The organism is Paludibacter sp. (genome assembly GCF_009712605.1).
Taxonomy (GTDB): Bacteria; Bacteroidota; Bacteroidia; order Bacteroidales; family Paludibacteraceae; genus Microbacter.
Genome location: NZ_WASO01000009.1, coordinates 225,832 through 243,223, shown reverse-complemented (window position 1 = coordinate 243,223; position 17,392 = coordinate 225,832). Strand labels below are relative to the sequence as shown.

Sequence of the window (17,392 nt, the reverse complement as noted above, 5' to 3'; positions counted from 1 at the left end):
CTTGATTTTATCATCTTTTTTGCATAATCTTTGCACAAAAAAGGAGGTCGTTATGCATCGCTTAAAAAATACAGGGTTTTACGTTGTGGTTATGGCAGTTTTTTCTGCATTGATGGTGTGGTTTTTTCATGCCGGAAAAGGGCTGGAGAGCGGAAAGGCGGTTGTGACGCATGTCAACGATAGTAGCATGTGGACGGCTTTTTTGCAATCGCTGGGTGTGAACTTCGGTCATCCGTTGGCTATTCTTTTGTTGCAGATTGTTACCATTATCCTTGTAGCGAAACTGTTCGGTTGGATTTGTACCAAAATTGGACAGCCTACCGTAATTGGCGAAATCATTGCTGGCGTAGTGTTGGGTCCTTCTGTTGTCGGTCATTACTTTCCCCATTTCTTTTCAACGTTATTTCCCGTCGCGTCGTTGGGCAATCTTCAGTTTATTAGTCAGATAGGGTTGATTTTGTTCATGTTTATGGTGGGGATGGAGCTCGATCTGAAGGTGGTGAAAAAAAATGCAGGCGATGCGTTTGTTATCAGTCAGGTCAGCATCATCGTCCCGTTTGCACTGGGTCTCGGACTTGCGTATGCCATCTACCGGAGCTTTGCACCGGCCGGTGTGCCTTTTACTTCTTTCGGACTTTTTATCGGAATTGCTATGAGCATAACGGCCTTCCCTGTGCTGGCTAGGGTAGTGCAGGAGCGGGGACTGCATAAAACGCATCTTGGTTCGGTAGTGATTACCTGCGCGGCGGTCGATGATATTACGGCATGGTGCCTGTTGGCTGCGGTTATTGCCATTGTGAAAGCCGGGTCCTTTGCCAGTTCGCTGTATGTAATTGCGTTGGCTATTGTTTACGTGATTATCATGATCAAAGGCGTGCGTCCTTTTTTGAAACGGGTCGGTGACTTGCATACTTCGCGCGAAAACCTGAGTAAACCAATTGTTGCCATATTCTTCCTGATTTTACTGCTTTCGTCGTATGCCACAGAATTGATTGGCATTCATGCTTTATTCGGCGCGTTTATGGCAGGCACCATGATGCCTGATAACGAGAAGTTCCGTAATATTTTTATTGAAAAAATTGAAGATATAGCACTGGTACTTTTGCTTCCTCTCTATTTTGTGTTTACCGGCTTGCGTACGCAGATCGGACTGCTCAACGATGTTTACCTTTGGCAGGTAACAGGGTGTGTTATTCTTGTTGCGGTGGTCGGAAAGTTTGTGGGGAGTGCTGTCGCTGCCCGTTTTGTAGGACAGAACTGGCGCAACAGTTTGTCGATTGGCGCATTAATGAATACCCGTGGGCTGATGGAGCTGGTGGTGTTGAATATCGGTTACGATCTGGGAGTCTTGTCACCTTCGGTTTTTGCCATGATGGTGATAATGGCGTTGGTAACTACATTTATTACAGGCCCGGCACTCAATCTTATAAATAAACTCTTTAAACCGGGCAAAGAAGAGCCTTCGACGACCATTAGTCGTATTAGTAAGTATAAAATACTGGTGTCGTTTGCGAATCCGGAGCGAAGTGTGGCATTGCTCCGTCTGGCCTATAGCCTTACCAGCAAACAGAGTGGCAATTCTATGATTACAGCCATGCACCTTTCTCCGAATAACGACCTGAATCAGTTTAATGCTGCCGAGTACGAAGAAGAAAGCTTTACCCCGATAATAGCAGAATCGAACCGGCTGAATGTGGATGTTACCACTTTGTTCAAAGCGTCCAATGATATTGAGACGGAAATAACCCAGATGGCGAATAAAGGCAATTATGACTTGTTGCTGATCGGTATCGGACAATCAATTTTTGAGGGGAGTATATTGGGGAAAATCCTCGGTTTTACGGCACGCATCATTAATCCCGATCTTTTGCTCAATAAAGTGACCCGACGTGAGAAGCTGTTCGAAAACTCTCCTTTTGATGAAAAAACACGATTGATTGTGGCCAAAAGCGAAGTGCCCGTAGGGATTTTGATCGATAAAAATTTTGTAAAACCCGACCGGGTGATGGTCGCTTTGTTGTCGCCGGAAGATTCGTTTTTAATCGGTTATGCTCAGAAGCTGATCTCGAATGCAGATTCGCAGGTGACAGTGATAGACAGCCGTCAGGCGTTGAAACATTCATCGGATATTCGGGAAACGATTCGCAATATAGAACAAATAGCTCCGAATCATATTCAGACGGTTCATGAATCGAAGGTGACCCGCGAAATGATGCGTCATCATGACCTGTTGCTGATAAGTATTAATAGCTGGAAAGCGGAACTCGACCGAGAAAGCCGGTGGTTAAAAGATATCCCAAGTACGTTGATTCTTAAGTCGTGATTGATTCTTGTTTTCTCTAAGTCTTTTATATGTTGAAATATATGCATAAAATACATTTAGACATACGTTTATTGCGTCTTTTGTACGGGTTGATTTAAAAATACTGGTTTTAACTTCGTTGTAAGTCTGAAGATGATTTGTTTTAGGGCTAACTATTGAGGACATTGTTCGAATTGTTAAAATTTAACACTTACTTATTGTAAAAGTGTTGTTATCTTTGCAGCGTGAATATGAGAGCATCTGTCAAAAATATTGTAAGCACCTTTATCATCCTGCTGATTGCCCTGCAAGTTGTCAATCTCAGTGTCGATTCGGTCGATTTCTATACTCAGGTCGACAACCATTCTGCTATGGATGACCAGGATTATACTGACTCCATGCTCGAATTTGTGGTGGAGAATATGCTCGGTTTCTCCAAACATACCCTTCACGACAAAGCCAACAACGACAGCACCTCCAAAATGCAGCAGAACAGTATGCACTGGGATGTGAAACTCTTTTATACCACTACGCCCAAATCGGCTGTAAAAGAATTGGCCGACAATCGCTTATCTTATTTTATCACCAACGATAAAGCTGTAACACTTTACTACAGAGAGGTTAGTCCCAAGCCTCCGCAATTCATCTTTGCCTGATCTTCCGATCGGGATCCATCTCTTTATACATCTTTTGTGCCGTCGCTCTTTCCCTGATCGAAAAGTGAACCGACGCTTACATATACATTCAAAACGTGTATTAAATTTGCTACATAAAAAGGTTATGTAGCGATATGAAATTATACCCATTAATCATTCATTTTAGATTGACTATGAGAAAAATTGTAATAGTTTTAACGACTTGCCTGAGCTTGCTGTATTCTTACAATAGCCGTGCACAAGACATCACCGGCCTTCGGACCGATACGATAAAGATGCGACTGGACAGCGCAGAAAATATTTTTGTCCGCAAAAATTTCACCTTGCTGGCGCAGCGTTACAACATCGATGCTCAGAAGGCGCTGGTGTTACAGGCAAAGCTTTTCCCCAATCCGACATTCAGTTTCGGCACACCGCTTTATCAGACAGCTACCCACAAATATTTCCCGATGGGAAAAGAGGGCGAGATATCCATGGGTTTGTCTCAGGTCATTATGCTGGCCAACAAACACAACAAACAACTGAAAATTGCACAATCGAATGCGGAATTGTCGGAATACCAGTTTTATGACCTGCTTCGGACGCTTAAACATACCTTGCGAAGCGACTTTTTCAATATTCATTACCTGATGCAATCAGCCAAAGTGTATCAAACCGAAATCGACGGCTTGCAGCGGATGTCGGATGCCTTTGACCAACAGAAAGGAAAGGGATACGTTTCCGAAAAAGAGGTGGTGCGTATCAAGGCTCAGCTATACAGTCTGCAAAGTGAATTCAACGACCTGCAGCAGCAGATCGAAGGGTTGGAAAGCGAGATGCGGCTGTTGTTGCAAACTCCTTCCATAGTTGTTGTCCCAGAAGTGAATGAGCAAAATATTGACGTTCTGAATGCGCAGCAGTACCCAATAGCCAAACTGATTGACACTGCTTACACTGAACGCCCCGACCTGAAGATTGCCGGTTTGAATACGAAGATCAGCACCCTTAACCTGCAATTGCAGAAAGCAATGGCGGTGCCCGATGTAACGCTTCAAATGAATTACGACCAGCAGGGCAGTTATATTCACAATTTGGCAACAGTAGGATTCAGCATCGACCTCCCGTTTTTGAACCGTAATCAGGGGAATATCAAATCGGCGCGAGCGACCGTGAAACAAAACGAGGCAGGTTATCTGGCAGCGAAAGCCGGTGTGGACGAGCAGATTTTCAATGCACTGCAACGGGCAATGGAGAACAGCGAACTGCTGCAAAAACGCGATCCGTCGTTCGATCGGGATTTTGACCGTCTGTCGGACGAGGTGTTGAAAAACTACCGCTCGCGCAATATGAGTATGCTCGACTTCCTCGATTTCTACGATTCGTACAAGGAAAACAAAGTCCAGACCGAAACCCTTAAGTACAATCGTCTGAGTGCCTTCGAAGATCTTAATTTTTATACCGGAACGGATCTGTTTCCGTTGAAATAAAACAATATAATTACTACCGAAATGAAACAAATAAATAGATTCTTTTTCAAGTCAATACCGTCAGCGCTGCTGATGTCAGCCCTCTTGATTTCGTGCCAGAGCAACAGCAACAACGCAACTCAACAGTCGAAATATGTACTGCCTGATTCTTTAGTAAAAACGTTACAACTCGACGTTGTGAATACGGCTCCTCTAACCAACACTGTTACCTTGACCGGCAAGGTTGGGTTTAACGAAGACAAGGTAGCCAAGATCTACCCGATGGTGAGCGGAACTATTCAGCACGTCAAAGTGATGTTGGGCGATTATGTCCGTGTCGGTCAGGTGCTGGGCGTGATAAAGAGCTCTGAAATGGCAGGCTTCAGCAACGAGCTTGTCAATGCACAAACCAACCTGAATGTTGCCAAAAAGAATCTGGATGCCACGCGTGATATGTATAACAGCGGGTTAGCGTCGCAGAAGGATCTTTTGGCAGCTCAGGCCGGTCACGAACAGGCGCTGTCGGAACTGAACCGGGTGAAGCGCGTGTTGCACATCAACGGCGGCAATACCAACGGTGACTATATTGTGCGCTCACCGGTGAGCGGCTTTGTGGTTGAGAAGTTTGTCACCGACAATATGTCCATCCGTGCCGATAACGCCACTAACCTTTTTACGATTGCCGACCTGAACAATGTTTGGGTAATTGCCAATGTTTACGAATCGAACATCGGTTTGGTGCACCTAAACGACAATGTGAATGTGACGACTCTGGCTTATCCCGGCAAGTCGTTTAAGGGCAAAGTCGATAAGATTATGAATGTGCTCGACCCTGTCAATAAAGTGATGAAAGTGCGTATTGTGCTATCCAATCCGGGCTACCTGCTAAAACCGGAAATGTTTGCCAAAGTGGCACTAAAAGATAACGACCATCACGCGGCGATGTGCGTTTCGTCGGGAGCCGTGGTTTTCGATCAGAGCCAGGACTATGTGCTGGTCTACAAAAGTCCGTCCGATATTCGTATCGTAAAGGTAAATGTTCTCAATACCATCGGCAACAAAACTTTCATTTCGGGCAACATACAGCCAGGCGAAAAGGTCATAGCTTCACAAGCCATTCTGATTTACGAAGCGCTGAACAGCTAATAATCAGAATAAATAATAGTCGATAGCTATTAGAAAGTATTCTGAGAAGTGAGGAACGTTATGAAATTCTGGAATTCAACATCCCCACATCCTCAAATCTTCACATTTTCACATTTGAATTATGAATAAACTGATAAAAAACATTATAACCTTCTCGCTCAAAAATCAATATTTCATTTTCGGAGCGACATTGTTATTGCTTATTTCGGGAATTATCGTTTTCAAAAACATGCCCATTGAGGCATTTCCAGACGTTACCAATACCGAAATAACGATCATCACCCAATGGTCGGGACGTAGCGCAGAAGAGGTGGAAAAGTTCGTTACCATTCCCATCGAAATTGCCATGAATCCGGTTCAAAAAAAGGTGAGTCTGCGTTCGAGCAGTATTTTTGGGCTTTCCTACATCAAACTGGTTTTCGACGACGGTGTACCCGACAAGGATGCCCGTATGCAGGTAAACAATTTACTGGCTAATGCTAACCTGCCCGAAGGCGTACAGCCATCAGTGCAGCCACCCACCGGACCTACCGGAGAGGTATTTCGTTACACATTGCAAAGCACTTTCCGCGATCCTCGGGAGCTGAAAACACTGCAGGACTGGGTAGTCGATCGACAGCTTCGTGCGGTGCCCGGCGTGGCCGATGTGGTAAGCTTCGGCGGCATGGTGAAAACCTACGAGATCAAGGTCGATCCCGGCAAACTGAGTACGCTCGGTATCACGCCTCTTGATCTCTATTCGGCACTCAGCAAGAGTAATATCAATATTGGTGGTGATGTCATCACCAAAAATAATCAGGCTTATGTAGTACGGGGTATTGGCTTGTTGAACGACATCAACGAAATTAAAAATGTTGTTGTGCAAAATATTAACGGCATTCCCGTGCTGGTGAAAGACGTTGCCGACGTGGAAATATCTCATCTTCCGCGACTGGGATTGGTAAGTCGTGCCGATTCACACACCGATGCGTCGGGCAAACGAACGGTAAGTAAAGAGGATGACGTGGTGGAAGCCATTGTGGTGATGCGCAAGGGAGAAAACCCGACACAGGTCATCAACGCCGTGAAGGACAAGGTGGAAGAGATAAATAAACACGTGTTGCCTCACGACACTAAAATCATTCCTTTCTACAACCGCGAAACGCTTATTAACTTTGCGACCAACACTGTATTGCACAATTTGATTGAAGGTATCCTGCTGGTTACGTTGCTGGTATCGCTTTTCATGTTCAACTGGCGCACCACGCTCATTGTTTCCATCATTATTCCGCTTGCATTGTTGTTTGCTTTTATCTGTCTCAATCTGATGGGCATGAGTGCCAACCTGCTGTCGTTGGGTGCCGTCGACTTCGGTATCATCATCGATGGAGCGGTGGTAATGGTCGAGGGGCTTTTTGTGGTACTCGACCGGCAGGCAAAAGAGATAGGGATGGAGCGTTTCAATAAGCTGATTAAGACCGGCCTTATTAAAAACAACAGTATCCGTCTGGCAAAAGCCATTTTCTTTTCCAAGCTGATTATCATTACCGGCTTGCTTCCCATTTTTGCCTTTCAGAAGGTGGAAGGTAAGATGTTTTCGCCCTTGGCTTACACGCTCGGATTCGCTTTGCTGGGAGCATTAATCACCACTTTGACACTGGTGCCCGTAATGATCAGATTGCTGCTGAAAAAGAACGTTAAGGAGAAGCACAATCCAATCGTCGATTACATCAGCCGGAAACTGATGTCGGGTTTCGACTATACCTATCGTCACAAAAAAATATCGCTGATTACTGCTGCCATTATCATTGTCGTCGGACTGGGATCGTTCAAATTTCTGGGTTCGGAATTCATTCCCGAAATGAATGAGGGCGCTATCTGGCTGCGGGCACAGCTTCCCTATTCTGTTTCACTCGACAAATCCATCGAAGTATCGAAGCAGATACGCAGCATTGTAATGACGTTTCCGCAGGTGCAAAGTATTGTGGCACAAACAGGGCGACCTGATGACGGTACTGATGTGGCCGGATTTTATAATAATGAATTTGACATTCAGCTTTATCCCGAAAAAGAGTGGAAGCCACGCATGAGCAAAGATGAACTGATTGATGAGATGAACCGCAAGCTTTCTGGGATCCCGGGTGTGGATTTCAACTTTTCGCAGCCGATTACTGACAACGTAGAGGAGGCAGTTTCGGGGGTAAAAGGCTCTATTTGTGTCAAAATTTTCGGCGATTCGCTCAACTACATGGAAGATAAGTCGAAAGAGGTGTGCAACATTCTAAAAACTGTGCGAGGCATCTCCGATCTGGGCGTTATTCGCAACATCGGGCAACCGGAGCTCGACATCGAACTCGATCAACAAAAAATGGCATTCTACGGGGTTTCTACAGCCGATGCCAATGCCGTTATTGAGATGGCAATCGGTGGTAAGGTGGCTTCAACCCTGTATGAAGGCATTCGGAAGTTTGATATTCGTATCCGTTTCCCCGAGCAATACCGCACCTCTGTGGATGATATCGGTAACCTGATGGTTCCTACGTCAAGCGGGTCGAAGGTGCCTGTCAAAGAGATTGCTTCTATTACCATGAAAACCGGTCCATGTCTTATCTTTCGTGATGATAACCGCCGTTATTCTGCTGTCAAATTCTCGGTTCGCGACCGCGATATGGGCAGCGCTGTACAGGAAGCCCGTGCTAAGGTAGGTCGGGCCGTGCATCTTAAAAAAGGATATGACATGGTTTGGCAGGGAGATTTTGAGAATCAGCAACGTGCCGTCAAACGTCTTGCTCAGGTGGTTCCGGTCAGCCTGATTCTCATTTTCCTGCTCCTTTTCATCATGTTCGGCAATATGAAGGATGCCGGACTGGTGTTCCTCAATGTGCCTTTTGCCATTGTGGGCGGTATTGCGGTGCTGTTTGCCACGCATACCAGCTTCAGCATTTCGGCCGGCATCGGATTTATCGCGCTTTTCGGTATCTGCATCCTAAGCGGGGTGTTGCTGATAAGCGCTTTCAAAGAGAATATCCATGAACGGAAGAAGGAGAAAAAGATTCTTCAGCCCGCTGTTCGCGAAGGAGTCCGGCAAATGATCCGCCCTGTGGTGATGACGGCGCTGATGGCTGCTATTGGGTTACTACCGGCGGCGCTGTCGCATGGTATCGGATCCGAAAGTGCTCAACCGCTGGCTCGTGTGGTGATCGGAGGTATTCTGTGCGCTATGTTCTTTTCGTTGCTTGTTTTTCCGCTTATCTTTTCGTTGGCATACCGGAATATCGATAAGTTCCATCATAAAAAACTGTGGGACGATGTGAAGGACGAAGCTGAATAACAACTAAAGTATATCAATACGGAGGCCGACCCAGTCTGTTTATGGGTCGGCTTTTGTGTGTATCAGCTTGAATCTTCATGACGGTTCTGTTCTGAATTGAAGATTTTATTAAAGGGGATCAGACTGTTTTATCCCAATTCAAAAAAGTCATACCTTTGCAAACTATTTTTTGCGGCATACCAATTCACCATAAAAGGTTACTGAAACAAGCCATTATCCTCTTTTGTAGGGATAGTTTCATGGTCAAAATCCGGATAATTTTGCAGCAAATTAATAATCACGATAAACGCGACTATCTTTATATGCAGAATAGAGTGCCTTTGTCAATAAATAACGCTTATGATCAGAAATATTCTTACTTTGGGATTTTTGTTTTTTAGTATAATGGTCAGTGCACAAACGACCGATTCGCTGAAAGCGGAACGCTTCTCGGTTCATTTTCAGTCGACAGTGATTCGACAAATGAAACCGGCTTTTCATGCGGCATATTCCGGCAGTAACAGCCTTTCGACCCGTGAAGATGCTCAGACTTCGCTTACATCCACGCTCTTTTTAGGACTACATTTATGGGATGGTGCTTCTTTCTATTTCAATCCCGAATTGAGTGGCGGATCGGGGTTAAGCGGAGCCGTGGGAGTTGCTGACGCATTGAATGGTGAAACTTACCGCATTGGGAATCCCGCACCTCAACTATCGCTGGCCCGCCTTTACGTCAGACAACTCATTGCCCTCTCTGACAAAAGAAGTTATCAAAACAGTGATATAAATCAACTTGGAGGATGGATTCCTGAACGTTATGTTTCCATTACTATCGGAAAATCTGCTATTGCTGACTTTTTTGATGGAAATAAGTTCAGTCACGATCCACGTTCGCAGTTTATGGCATGGTCGCTGATGGACAACGGGGCATGGGACTATCCTGCCAATACGCATGGCTATACCGAAAGTGTTATACTGGAATATGTTTCTCCCACGCACGAATTGCGTTATGCCGCTTCGTTGCTTCCGAAAGCTCCCAACGGTGAAGAACTGAACTGGAATATAGGCAAAGCTCTTTCGCACAGCCTAGAATACACGCATAAGCATACGATAGCCGGTCAGGAGGGAGCAATTCGTCTATTGGGTTATTTCTCCACCGCCAATATGGGGAGTTACAGGCAGAGTCTTGTCAACCCGTCCGACATCGCCTCAACCCGTGTTTACGGACATACCAAATATGGTTTCGGCATCAACGCCGAACAAAACATCACCGGCGATTTGGGCTGTTTTCTGCGTGCCGGATGGAACGACGGACATAATGAAACCTGGGCATTTACCGAAATTGACCGCACATTGAGCGGCGGATTTGTACTGACAGGGCAACGGTGGAAGCGCAGTAATGATAATATCGGACTGGCGTATGTCATTTCGGGGCTCTCAAAAGATCACCGCGACTTTCTTCAAGCAGGCGGTTATGGGTTCGAATTGGGCGACGGCAACCTGAATTACGCGCCTGAACAATTGGCCGAACTCTATTATTCGGCCGAAATGAAAAAAGACCTGATTTATCTTACTGCAGCTTATCAGTTGCTTTTCAATCCCGGATATAACAAAGACCGCAGCGGACCGGTCAATGTATTTTCCGTACGATTACATATTCGGATGTAATACGTCTGTTTTCCTGTTATTTGTATATGCTGATTGATTTTAGGTTGGACGATATCCACAATAAATAGAATCGTATCTTACAATCTCCATTTCCTTGCAAGAATGTTTTTTTGTAATTTTCAGTCTTAAGCTCTGATTTTTAATGATCTAATACGGATCAAAGTGAAAAAATGAAGTCTCTCAGGATATAGAACTTTTATTCTGTTCTACGGTTCGTCTGATGTTCAGCTTTACTACAATGGAATACCCATACCAGTCCATCGGCAGAAATTGCAAAGTGCATTACCGAATAAGTACCTTCTCCGAATGGAAGCGTTTTAATGTTTTCTCCACTAAAGGCAATACCTCCCATATTATTAGAACCCCTACATGTAATTTTATCTCACAACTTACTGTCTGAAATCAAGCTTCTATAACCGGTTTGTGTGCCGGATATTAAAAAGAGCGATGATTTTCAGAAATGAAAATTATCGCTCTTTTGTTTAGTTAGTTATCCAGGCCTAAAGCATGTTTCTCATAATTGCTTTTGTTGGCATGGTGCATAATGTCATTTGCCCCCTTGATCACTTTTTGGATGATGTAACCCAATGCAATAACTATCGGGGCATAAGCTATAGCCTTCCATAAAGGGGTGAGGTCGGAGTAAGGATGTGCTTGGTGCAGAAAGAGTACAAACATCACAATCCAGGCAATGATAGAGAATAAAATACAAATAATATTTCTTCCCCAATACGTTAGCTTAAAAGTATTCCATTTTGAGTGAATCCTACGCCGATGAGCCCTGAATAAAACTCTTTTTTTATGGCTTCTTACTAAATTTTCTAAGGCAAGCATGTTACTTTTTTGTAATTTACTGTTGTGACTACTAATCGCCCAGATAATGAAGATGAAAAAGTCTCGAAAGAGGAATAATAGTACAAAGCTGAAAAAAACTATTACAACGACTTTGCGGTAAGAGTTGATTTCATTTCGTGCTTTTTCCTGCGGATCAACAGGCGGATCTTGAGCTTGCGAGAAAACATCCGTCTTTTCTATAGTAACCAATCCCGGTATTATAGCCTGACAAAAGGAAGAGATTCTCTTGTCGGAGGCAACTGGCTTGTTTGGCGTTTCATTCAACTGACATGCTATAAGCAAAATATTTACCATGACAGTCATTACAATAACCTTGCTTAGGCTGTAAATACCCTTGGCAAGAGACCAGTGGTAAAGTTGCGCTTTCATAGGATTCATTTTTACAGGGTGAGCCACAATAGAACCCAAATTAATCTCATTAAGCGACCCGAAATCAGGTGGGACCCGTATTTTTTTAACTGCTCTTCTGCAGTCTCTTTTCCCTATTCAAATGTACAGGTGATTTGTAAAAAATGTTCTTTAGAGTTTGATTTTAACTCTTTAAATATGCCTTTGTAAAACATATGGATACGAATAAGGTTAAAGTGGAAGTGACATACATTTCAGAATGTATTTTTGTATGTCGAACTTGCTTTTGCAACCCGAATAACTCATGTAGCGTATTTTGCCGAAGACCGGACGCGAGAACCAGGCACGGTCGTGCACCCCGCCTATGCTCCATGCAATGCCGGCATATCCGTTGGGGTCGCGGCCGTCGAGTGAATATTTGTCGTTGAGCCAGGTGGCATACTCCATGGCTGTTTCAACCGACGGTGTCCACTCCAGAATCTTCTTTGCCCAGTACATCCGCATGTAACCGTGCATTTTGCCGGTACGAACCATCTCCGTTTGTGCGGCATTCCAGAGCGGATCGTGCGTTGTTGCAGCTTCCAATTCATTCTGGGTGTATAAATATTCCCGTTCGTCTTTCCTGTGAAGGTCAATGTCTTTTCGTGCCCATTCGGGAAAACCTTCGGGCGAATCGTAATGTGGATTGTAGAAGCAAAAGTTATCGGCCAGTTCGCGGCGCACGATCAACTCTTCGAGCAGGGCTTCCTTATCGGGCGAATCGGGTAGAAGAGAGACTTCCCATGCTACCCGTTGAGCTGACAGTTGCCCGAAATGCAGATAAGGCGACAGATCTGATTGTCCATCGATGCAGGGATTGTTGCGGTTTACGGCATAACCCTCCAGTTTGCGTGAAATAAAATCACGCAGAGCATTCAGCGCAGCTTCCTCCCCCGGAACAATATTTTTAATAACTGGTACCGACGAATCGAAGGTAGCTAACGTATACGCTTCCCGAACTGATGGATAATTCCCGGTTATTACAGGGATATTCTGTTGAGGCTTCAGTTCCGGAAATCCGGTCAGAAATTCGGGTAAAAGCCGTTTGATCTTTGGCCGTAGCGTATAAGCTCCGAATTCGGCTTTGGGTGAGGCTTTCCAGTAAGGGACTATATTGTGGGCATCTACCTCGTAGTGCGCCACTCCTTTGATATTGTTGATGTCTGCGATCCACTTCTGTTTGTGTCGCAATGGATCGAAGTCTGAGACAACCGCCGTAACGTTATTTTGTCTTATAAAAGATTTCAGTGCAACAGAAACATCGTTGTTGAGAAGCACGCAAAACGGGATGTTGAGTGCGTGCAGCTTTTGTTCTACGGTTTCGAGTCCGCGCAACATAAAGTCGAAATGGCGCAGGTTGGCTCCGGGGTAGGAGGGTATGAGTGTAAATACTACGGCTAAACTCCTTCCTGTCGACTCCGCCAGCTGGCGTGCAAACAGCATTGCCCAGTTATCGCCTACCCGTTGATCGCGGCTCATACGGTAGATAACCATACCACCCGTTTGTGTTTCCGGCTTGTGTATTTTGATGCGCAAATCATTCATCGCTTTAAGGATAAATATAAATTCGTCTTGTCTTTAAAATTTTATACAAATGAGTCGTTGGGATTAAAACTTTTAGTAATTTAAGGGCTCTGTTTTTATAGTGTCAAAGATAGAAAATTAAGGCTGTTTTTGGTTCAGGAAATGTAAAGTCACATAAAAGATACGATGATGGATGAAGAAACTGTTTTTGTGGATTCGATTTTTGAAATATCTGCTGCAAAATATCCGGAAAATATAGCAATAGAGTATTCGCAACAATCATTTACCTACAAAGAGGTTGATGAGATGTCAAATCAACTGGCAGGTTGGCTGCAACAACAAGGGGTACAACCGGAAGAGAAAGTGGCGATTTGGCTGCCCCGTTGCCCGGAAGTATACATTGCAATGTTGGCCGTATTAAAAGCCGGTGGGGCTTACATCCCTCTTGATCCTGAACTTCCGGTTGCCCGGGTTAATTTTATACTGAAAGATTCTGAAGCCAAAGTGCTGATTTCTTCTGAACAATTTCTTCGTCAAATTGAGTCTCAACCTGAATCAACAACGATTTTCCGGTTTGATGGCGACGCTGATAAGCTGACGTCATTCTCAATACAAAAACCGATCGTGGAGAATAGAAACGGTAAAGACTTGTGTTATATCATTTACACTTCAGGCAGTAGTGGAGAACCCAAAGGCGTTTTGTTGGAACACAGGAACGTTGCTAATTACATCAAAGCAGCCAAACAAATCTATGATGTTGACGATAATCAACGGATTCTACAGGGTTTTTCCGTTGCTTTCGATGCATCAGTGGAAGAAATTTGGATGGCATTCGCTTCGGGGGCAACATTGGTGGTGGGAACTTTTGATATTATGCGTTCGGGCGATCGGTTCGCCTCTGTTGTGAATAACCTTGGAATTACCTTCCTATCGTGTGCACCTACTTTGTTGTCGATGGTAAAAGAAGATATTCCATCTCTGAAAACCTTGATCTTCGGAGGTGAGGTGTGTTCTCCGGATATTGCTCACCGCTGGTGCAGAAAAGGTCGTACAGTTTACAATACTTACGGTCCTACAGAGGCAGCTGTCATAGCGACTTATTCTGTTCTTCAACCGGATGTGCCGGTTACTATCGGGAAACAACTGCCGCGTTATTCGGTACATATCGTGGATGAAAACCTGCAACCGGTTGGCCCCGGAGCCGAAGGAGAAATTATCATCGGAGGGGAGAGTGTTGCCCGTGGCTATCTTCATCGTGATGACCTGACAAAAATGAAATTTATTGAAACGGATCGTTTTGATGATGAAAATAAACGATATTACAGGACGGGAGATCTTGCCAAATATGCAGATGATGGCAATATCATCTTTCTGGGCAGAGCTGATGCACAGGTGAAAGTGCGAGGATTCAGGGTAGAACTTACAGAAATCGAAGGTTTGCTGGTCAAATTCAACGGAGTGCAGGCTGCTGCCGTGGCGCTCAATAGCGATACACAGCAATTGGCAGCTTACACAGTGATGCAAAATAATGAAGAACCCGACCGGGAAACGATTGCCAAATTGCTGCGTGTCAAATTGCCTTATTACATGATACCGGCTACACTTGATGTTGTGCCGGAACTACCGATGACATCCAGCCAGAAAATAGATCGGAAACGTTTGCCATTACCCCAAACACCGCTAACCTTTTCATCCGAAAGAGAGATAAAAGAACCTGTTTCAGAACTTGAGAAGGCCATGGTGGAAGTAATGGCCAAAAACTTCGGTCGGGACGATATTTCGATGGATGACCATTTTTTCAATGACCTGGGCGGACATTCTTTGCTGGCGGCTTTAATCGTGTCGGAGATGAGGTTGAATCCGGTTTTTGAAACTATGTCGGTGGTAGATATATACAAACATCCGGTGTTGGCAGATCTTGCCTCGGAGCTCGAAACAAAAAGACCCAAAGAGGACAAGCATAAAAAAGAGCGTGAAATTTATACGCCTCCCCAATGGAAGTACTACACATGTGTCTTTTTTCAGGGCGTAGCTATGTTTTTTCTGCTGCTTTTGTTTGGAATTGAATGGTTAGGCCCATTCTTTGTGTATTCTTATTATTATCAGGCAGATAATGGAGTTTTTGATTCGCTGGTTACGATGCTATGGATGTATTTTGCTCTATTGCCGATCTTGTCTTGTTTTGCCATTGCATTCAAATGGGCAGTGATTGGAAAAATAAAGCCGGGAAAATACAAAATGTGGAGTAGCTACTACTTTCGTTTCTGGATAGTCGATAAGGTTATCAATATTTGTCCGGTTACCTATTTTACCGGAACGTCTATCATGAATGCTTTTCTACGAATGTTGGGTGCGAGAATCGGCAAGAATGTATATATCAATACTTCGGCCATTTCGGTTTTCGACCTGCTCGCAGTGGGCGATAATGTGAGCATTTGTACCGATACTCACTTGCGGGGATACACTATTGTTGACGGTTATCTAATTATCGGCAAAATAACGGTTGAGAAAGATTGCTTTGTGGGAACGCGTTGTTGTCTCGCTCCCGACACCAGAATGGAAGCCAACTCTTCCATCGAGGACCTGACTTTAGTTCCGGAAGAGGCCGTTATTCCGGCCAATGAACATTGGGGAGGCTCGCCTGCCGGGAAAATATCCGAAAATAAAGCACAGACTTCCCGAAAATTGTGGTCTGTTCGCAATTCATTCCTCTTTTTTGTCAGCATTTTTATCATTCCGTTGATTACCATGCTGGCATATTTTCCCGGTTTGATGCTGATTACTCATCTGGACTATATTTCAGAACATTACCATTTTCTTTGGACCACTATTGGCGTGGGTTTCTCATTCGTTGTGTTGCTGACGTTAATCATAGTCTTTCTGAAATGGTCAATGCTGGGAAATATCAAAGAAGGAAAATATCCCGTCAACAGCTTTTTCTATTATAAGAAATGGTTTTTCGATCAGCTGATGAAGCTGAGTCTGCAAGTTATCGGAACGTTGTACACTACGCTTTATTTGCAAATCTGGTTCAAAATGCTGGGTGTAAAGATGGGAAAACGGGTAGAAATATCGACTGTCGAATTCATTTCTCCCGACCTGCTCGAAACCGGAAACGAATGTTTTCTGGCTGATTCGGTTTCGGTGGGAGCTTCGCATGTGCGGAACGGCTATATCACCATTGCTAAGGCACGTATTGGCAATAGAACATTTGTTGGTAACAGCGCGGTAGTGAGCCCGGGTACACGACTCGGAGACGACGTATTGGTAGGTGTCCTCTCGAAAATGGATGCCGAAAATCTTCCTGCAAAAGATGGCACATCTTGGTTTGGTTCACCGGCTGTCTTTCTGCCTAAACGCGATATCAATCATGAATTTTCTGCTGAACGTACCTATAAACCGACACGAAAGCTTTTTGTACAACGCTATATTATCGAGTTTTTTCGTGTCGTTTTACCTTCAACTCTGTTTATTACCTGCGCGGCTCTGATTACCAACGTTGTCTCTTATCTTCAGGTAGAGAAGTCTTTGTGGGAGCTGTTCCTGGTTTTCCCGTTTCTCTATCTTGGTGCCGCTATTCTTGGAACGCTGGTTACAGCTCTTTTGAAGTGGATTGTTATCGGAAAGTACAAACCGGCCCGAAAACCGCTATGGAGTAACTATGTGTGGAGAAGCGAGCTGATAACGGGCGTTTATGAGAACTTTCTTGTGCTTTTCTTTCTCAATTTGCTTACGGGAACACCGTTTATCAAATATCCATTGCGTTTGTTGGGTTGTAAGATCGGCAAACGGGCTTGCATGTTTACGACCCAGATTACAGAATTTGATCTTGTTCGTATGGGCGACGATGTGACGGTAAACGATAACTGTACATTACAAACGCACCTGTTTGAAGACCGCGTGATGAAAATGTCGTATGTGGATATTGCGGATAAATGTAGTGTGGGAGGTATGTCGGTAGTACTTTACGATTCTAAGATGGAAACACATTCCGTGCTGCATCCTTTGTCTGTTTTGATGAAGAGCGAAACTTTGCCAGCCGATACTGAATTTGTGGGAGCACCGGCGAAGGCAATATAGAAGTGTAACCAAAATGCTCTGTGGGTTTTATATTCACAGA

Annotated in this window: 10 protein-coding genes; 7 read left to right on the top strand and 3 right to left on the bottom strand. The window is 44.4% G+C overall.

All coding sequences use genetic code 11. The annotated features are described in order from the left end of the window. The first annotated feature begins 52 nt into the window (after nucleotides 1-52). From F8N35_RS08165 to F8N35_RS08140, 6 genes are all read left to right on the top strand, one after another. Nucleotides 53-2,323 (top strand): cation:proton antiporter, encoded by a 2,271-nt coding sequence (locus F8N35_RS08165; RefSeq protein ID WP_293051137.1) that lies wholly within the window; start codon nucleotides 53-55, stop codon nucleotides 2,321-2,323. Between the two features lie 230 nt (nucleotides 2,324-2,553). Beyond that, complete coding sequence (locus F8N35_RS08160; protein ID WP_293051134.1) at nucleotides 2,554-2,958, top strand: hypothetical protein; 405 nt, start codon at nucleotides 2,554-2,556, stop codon at nucleotides 2,956-2,958. Nucleotides 2,959-3,131: 173 nt separating this feature from the next. Next, nucleotides 3,132-4,424, top strand: a complete 1,293-nt coding sequence (locus F8N35_RS08155) for a TolC family protein (RefSeq protein ID WP_293051132.1) — start codon at nucleotides 3,132-3,134, stop codon at nucleotides 4,422-4,424. Between the two features lie 21 nt (nucleotides 4,425-4,445). Then, entirely contained in the window at nucleotides 4,446-5,549 is a 1,104-nt protein-coding gene (locus F8N35_RS08150; RefSeq protein WP_293051129.1) for an efflux RND transporter periplasmic adaptor subunit, read from the top strand. A gap of 121 nt (nucleotides 5,550-5,670) precedes the next feature. Next, the gene (locus tag F8N35_RS08145) at nucleotides 5,671-8,859 is read left to right on the top strand and encodes a CusA/CzcA family heavy metal efflux RND transporter (protein ID WP_293051126.1); all 3,189 of its coding nucleotides are present in this window, start codon (nucleotides 5,671-5,673) and stop codon (nucleotides 8,857-8,859) included. 339 nt (nucleotides 8,860-9,198) lie between these two features. Continuing rightward, nucleotides 9,199-10,506, top strand: coding sequence for a carbohydrate porin (locus F8N35_RS08140; RefSeq protein WP_293051123.1), 1,308 nt, complete (start codon nucleotides 9,199-9,201; stop codon nucleotides 10,504-10,506). Nucleotides 10,507-10,702: 196 nt separating this feature from the next. On the opposite strand, the gene F8N35_RS08135 is transcribed toward F8N35_RS08140, so the two are convergent. The 3 genes from F8N35_RS08135 to F8N35_RS08125 form a co-directional block, all read right to left on the bottom strand. Next, nucleotides 10,703-10,858 (bottom strand): hypothetical protein, encoded by a 156-nt coding sequence (locus F8N35_RS08135; protein WP_293051121.1) that lies wholly within the window; start codon nucleotides 10,856-10,858, stop codon nucleotides 10,703-10,705. 134 nt (nucleotides 10,859-10,992) lie between these two features. Continuing rightward, nucleotides 10,993-11,730, bottom strand: coding sequence for a hypothetical protein (locus tag F8N35_RS08130; protein WP_293051118.1), 738 nt, complete (start codon nucleotides 11,728-11,730; stop codon nucleotides 10,993-10,995). Nucleotides 11,731-11,940: 210 nt separating this feature from the next. Further along, complete coding sequence (locus F8N35_RS08125; protein WP_293051115.1) at nucleotides 11,941-13,284, bottom strand: deoxyribodipyrimidine photo-lyase; 1,344 nt, start codon at nucleotides 13,282-13,284, stop codon at nucleotides 11,941-11,943. Nucleotides 13,285-13,458: 174 nt separating this feature from the next. Here F8N35_RS08125 and F8N35_RS08120 point away from each other — a divergent pair, with 174 nt between their 5' ends. Next, a complete protein-coding gene (locus F8N35_RS08120) occupies nucleotides 13,459-17,352 on the top strand; it encodes a Pls/PosA family non-ribosomal peptide synthetase (RefSeq protein WP_293051112.1) in 3,894 nt (1,297 codons plus the stop codon). The last annotated feature ends 40 nt before the right edge of the window (nucleotides 17,353-17,392 follow it).

Coding starts and splice junctions, on each gene's coding strand:
- F8N35_RS08165 (WP_293051137.1), top strand. CDS start 53: ATGCATCGCTTAAAAAATACAGGGTTTTACGTTGTGGTTATGGCAGTT.
- F8N35_RS08160 (WP_293051134.1), top strand. CDS start 2,554: ATGAGAGCATCTGTCAAAAATATTGTAAGCACCTTTATCATCCTGCTG.
- F8N35_RS08155 (WP_293051132.1), top strand. CDS start 3,132: ATGAGAAAAATTGTAATAGTTTTAACGACTTGCCTGAGCTTGCTGTAT.
- F8N35_RS08150 (WP_293051129.1), top strand. CDS start 4,446: ATGAAACAAATAAATAGATTCTTTTTCAAGTCAATACCGTCAGCGCTG.
- F8N35_RS08145 (WP_293051126.1), top strand. CDS start 5,671: ATGAATAAACTGATAAAAAACATTATAACCTTCTCGCTCAAAAATCAA.
- F8N35_RS08140 (WP_293051123.1), top strand. CDS start 9,199: ATGATCAGAAATATTCTTACTTTGGGATTTTTGTTTTTTAGTATAATG.
- F8N35_RS08135 (WP_293051121.1), bottom strand. CDS start 10,858: ATGGGAGGTATTGCCTTTAGTGGAGAAAACATTAAAACGCTTCCATTC.
- F8N35_RS08130 (WP_293051118.1), bottom strand. CDS start 11,730: ATGAAAGCGCAACTTTACCACTGGTCTCTTGCCAAGGGTATTTACAGC.
- F8N35_RS08120 (WP_293051112.1), top strand. CDS start 13,459: ATGATGGATGAAGAAACTGTTTTTGTGGATTCGATTTTTGAAATATCT.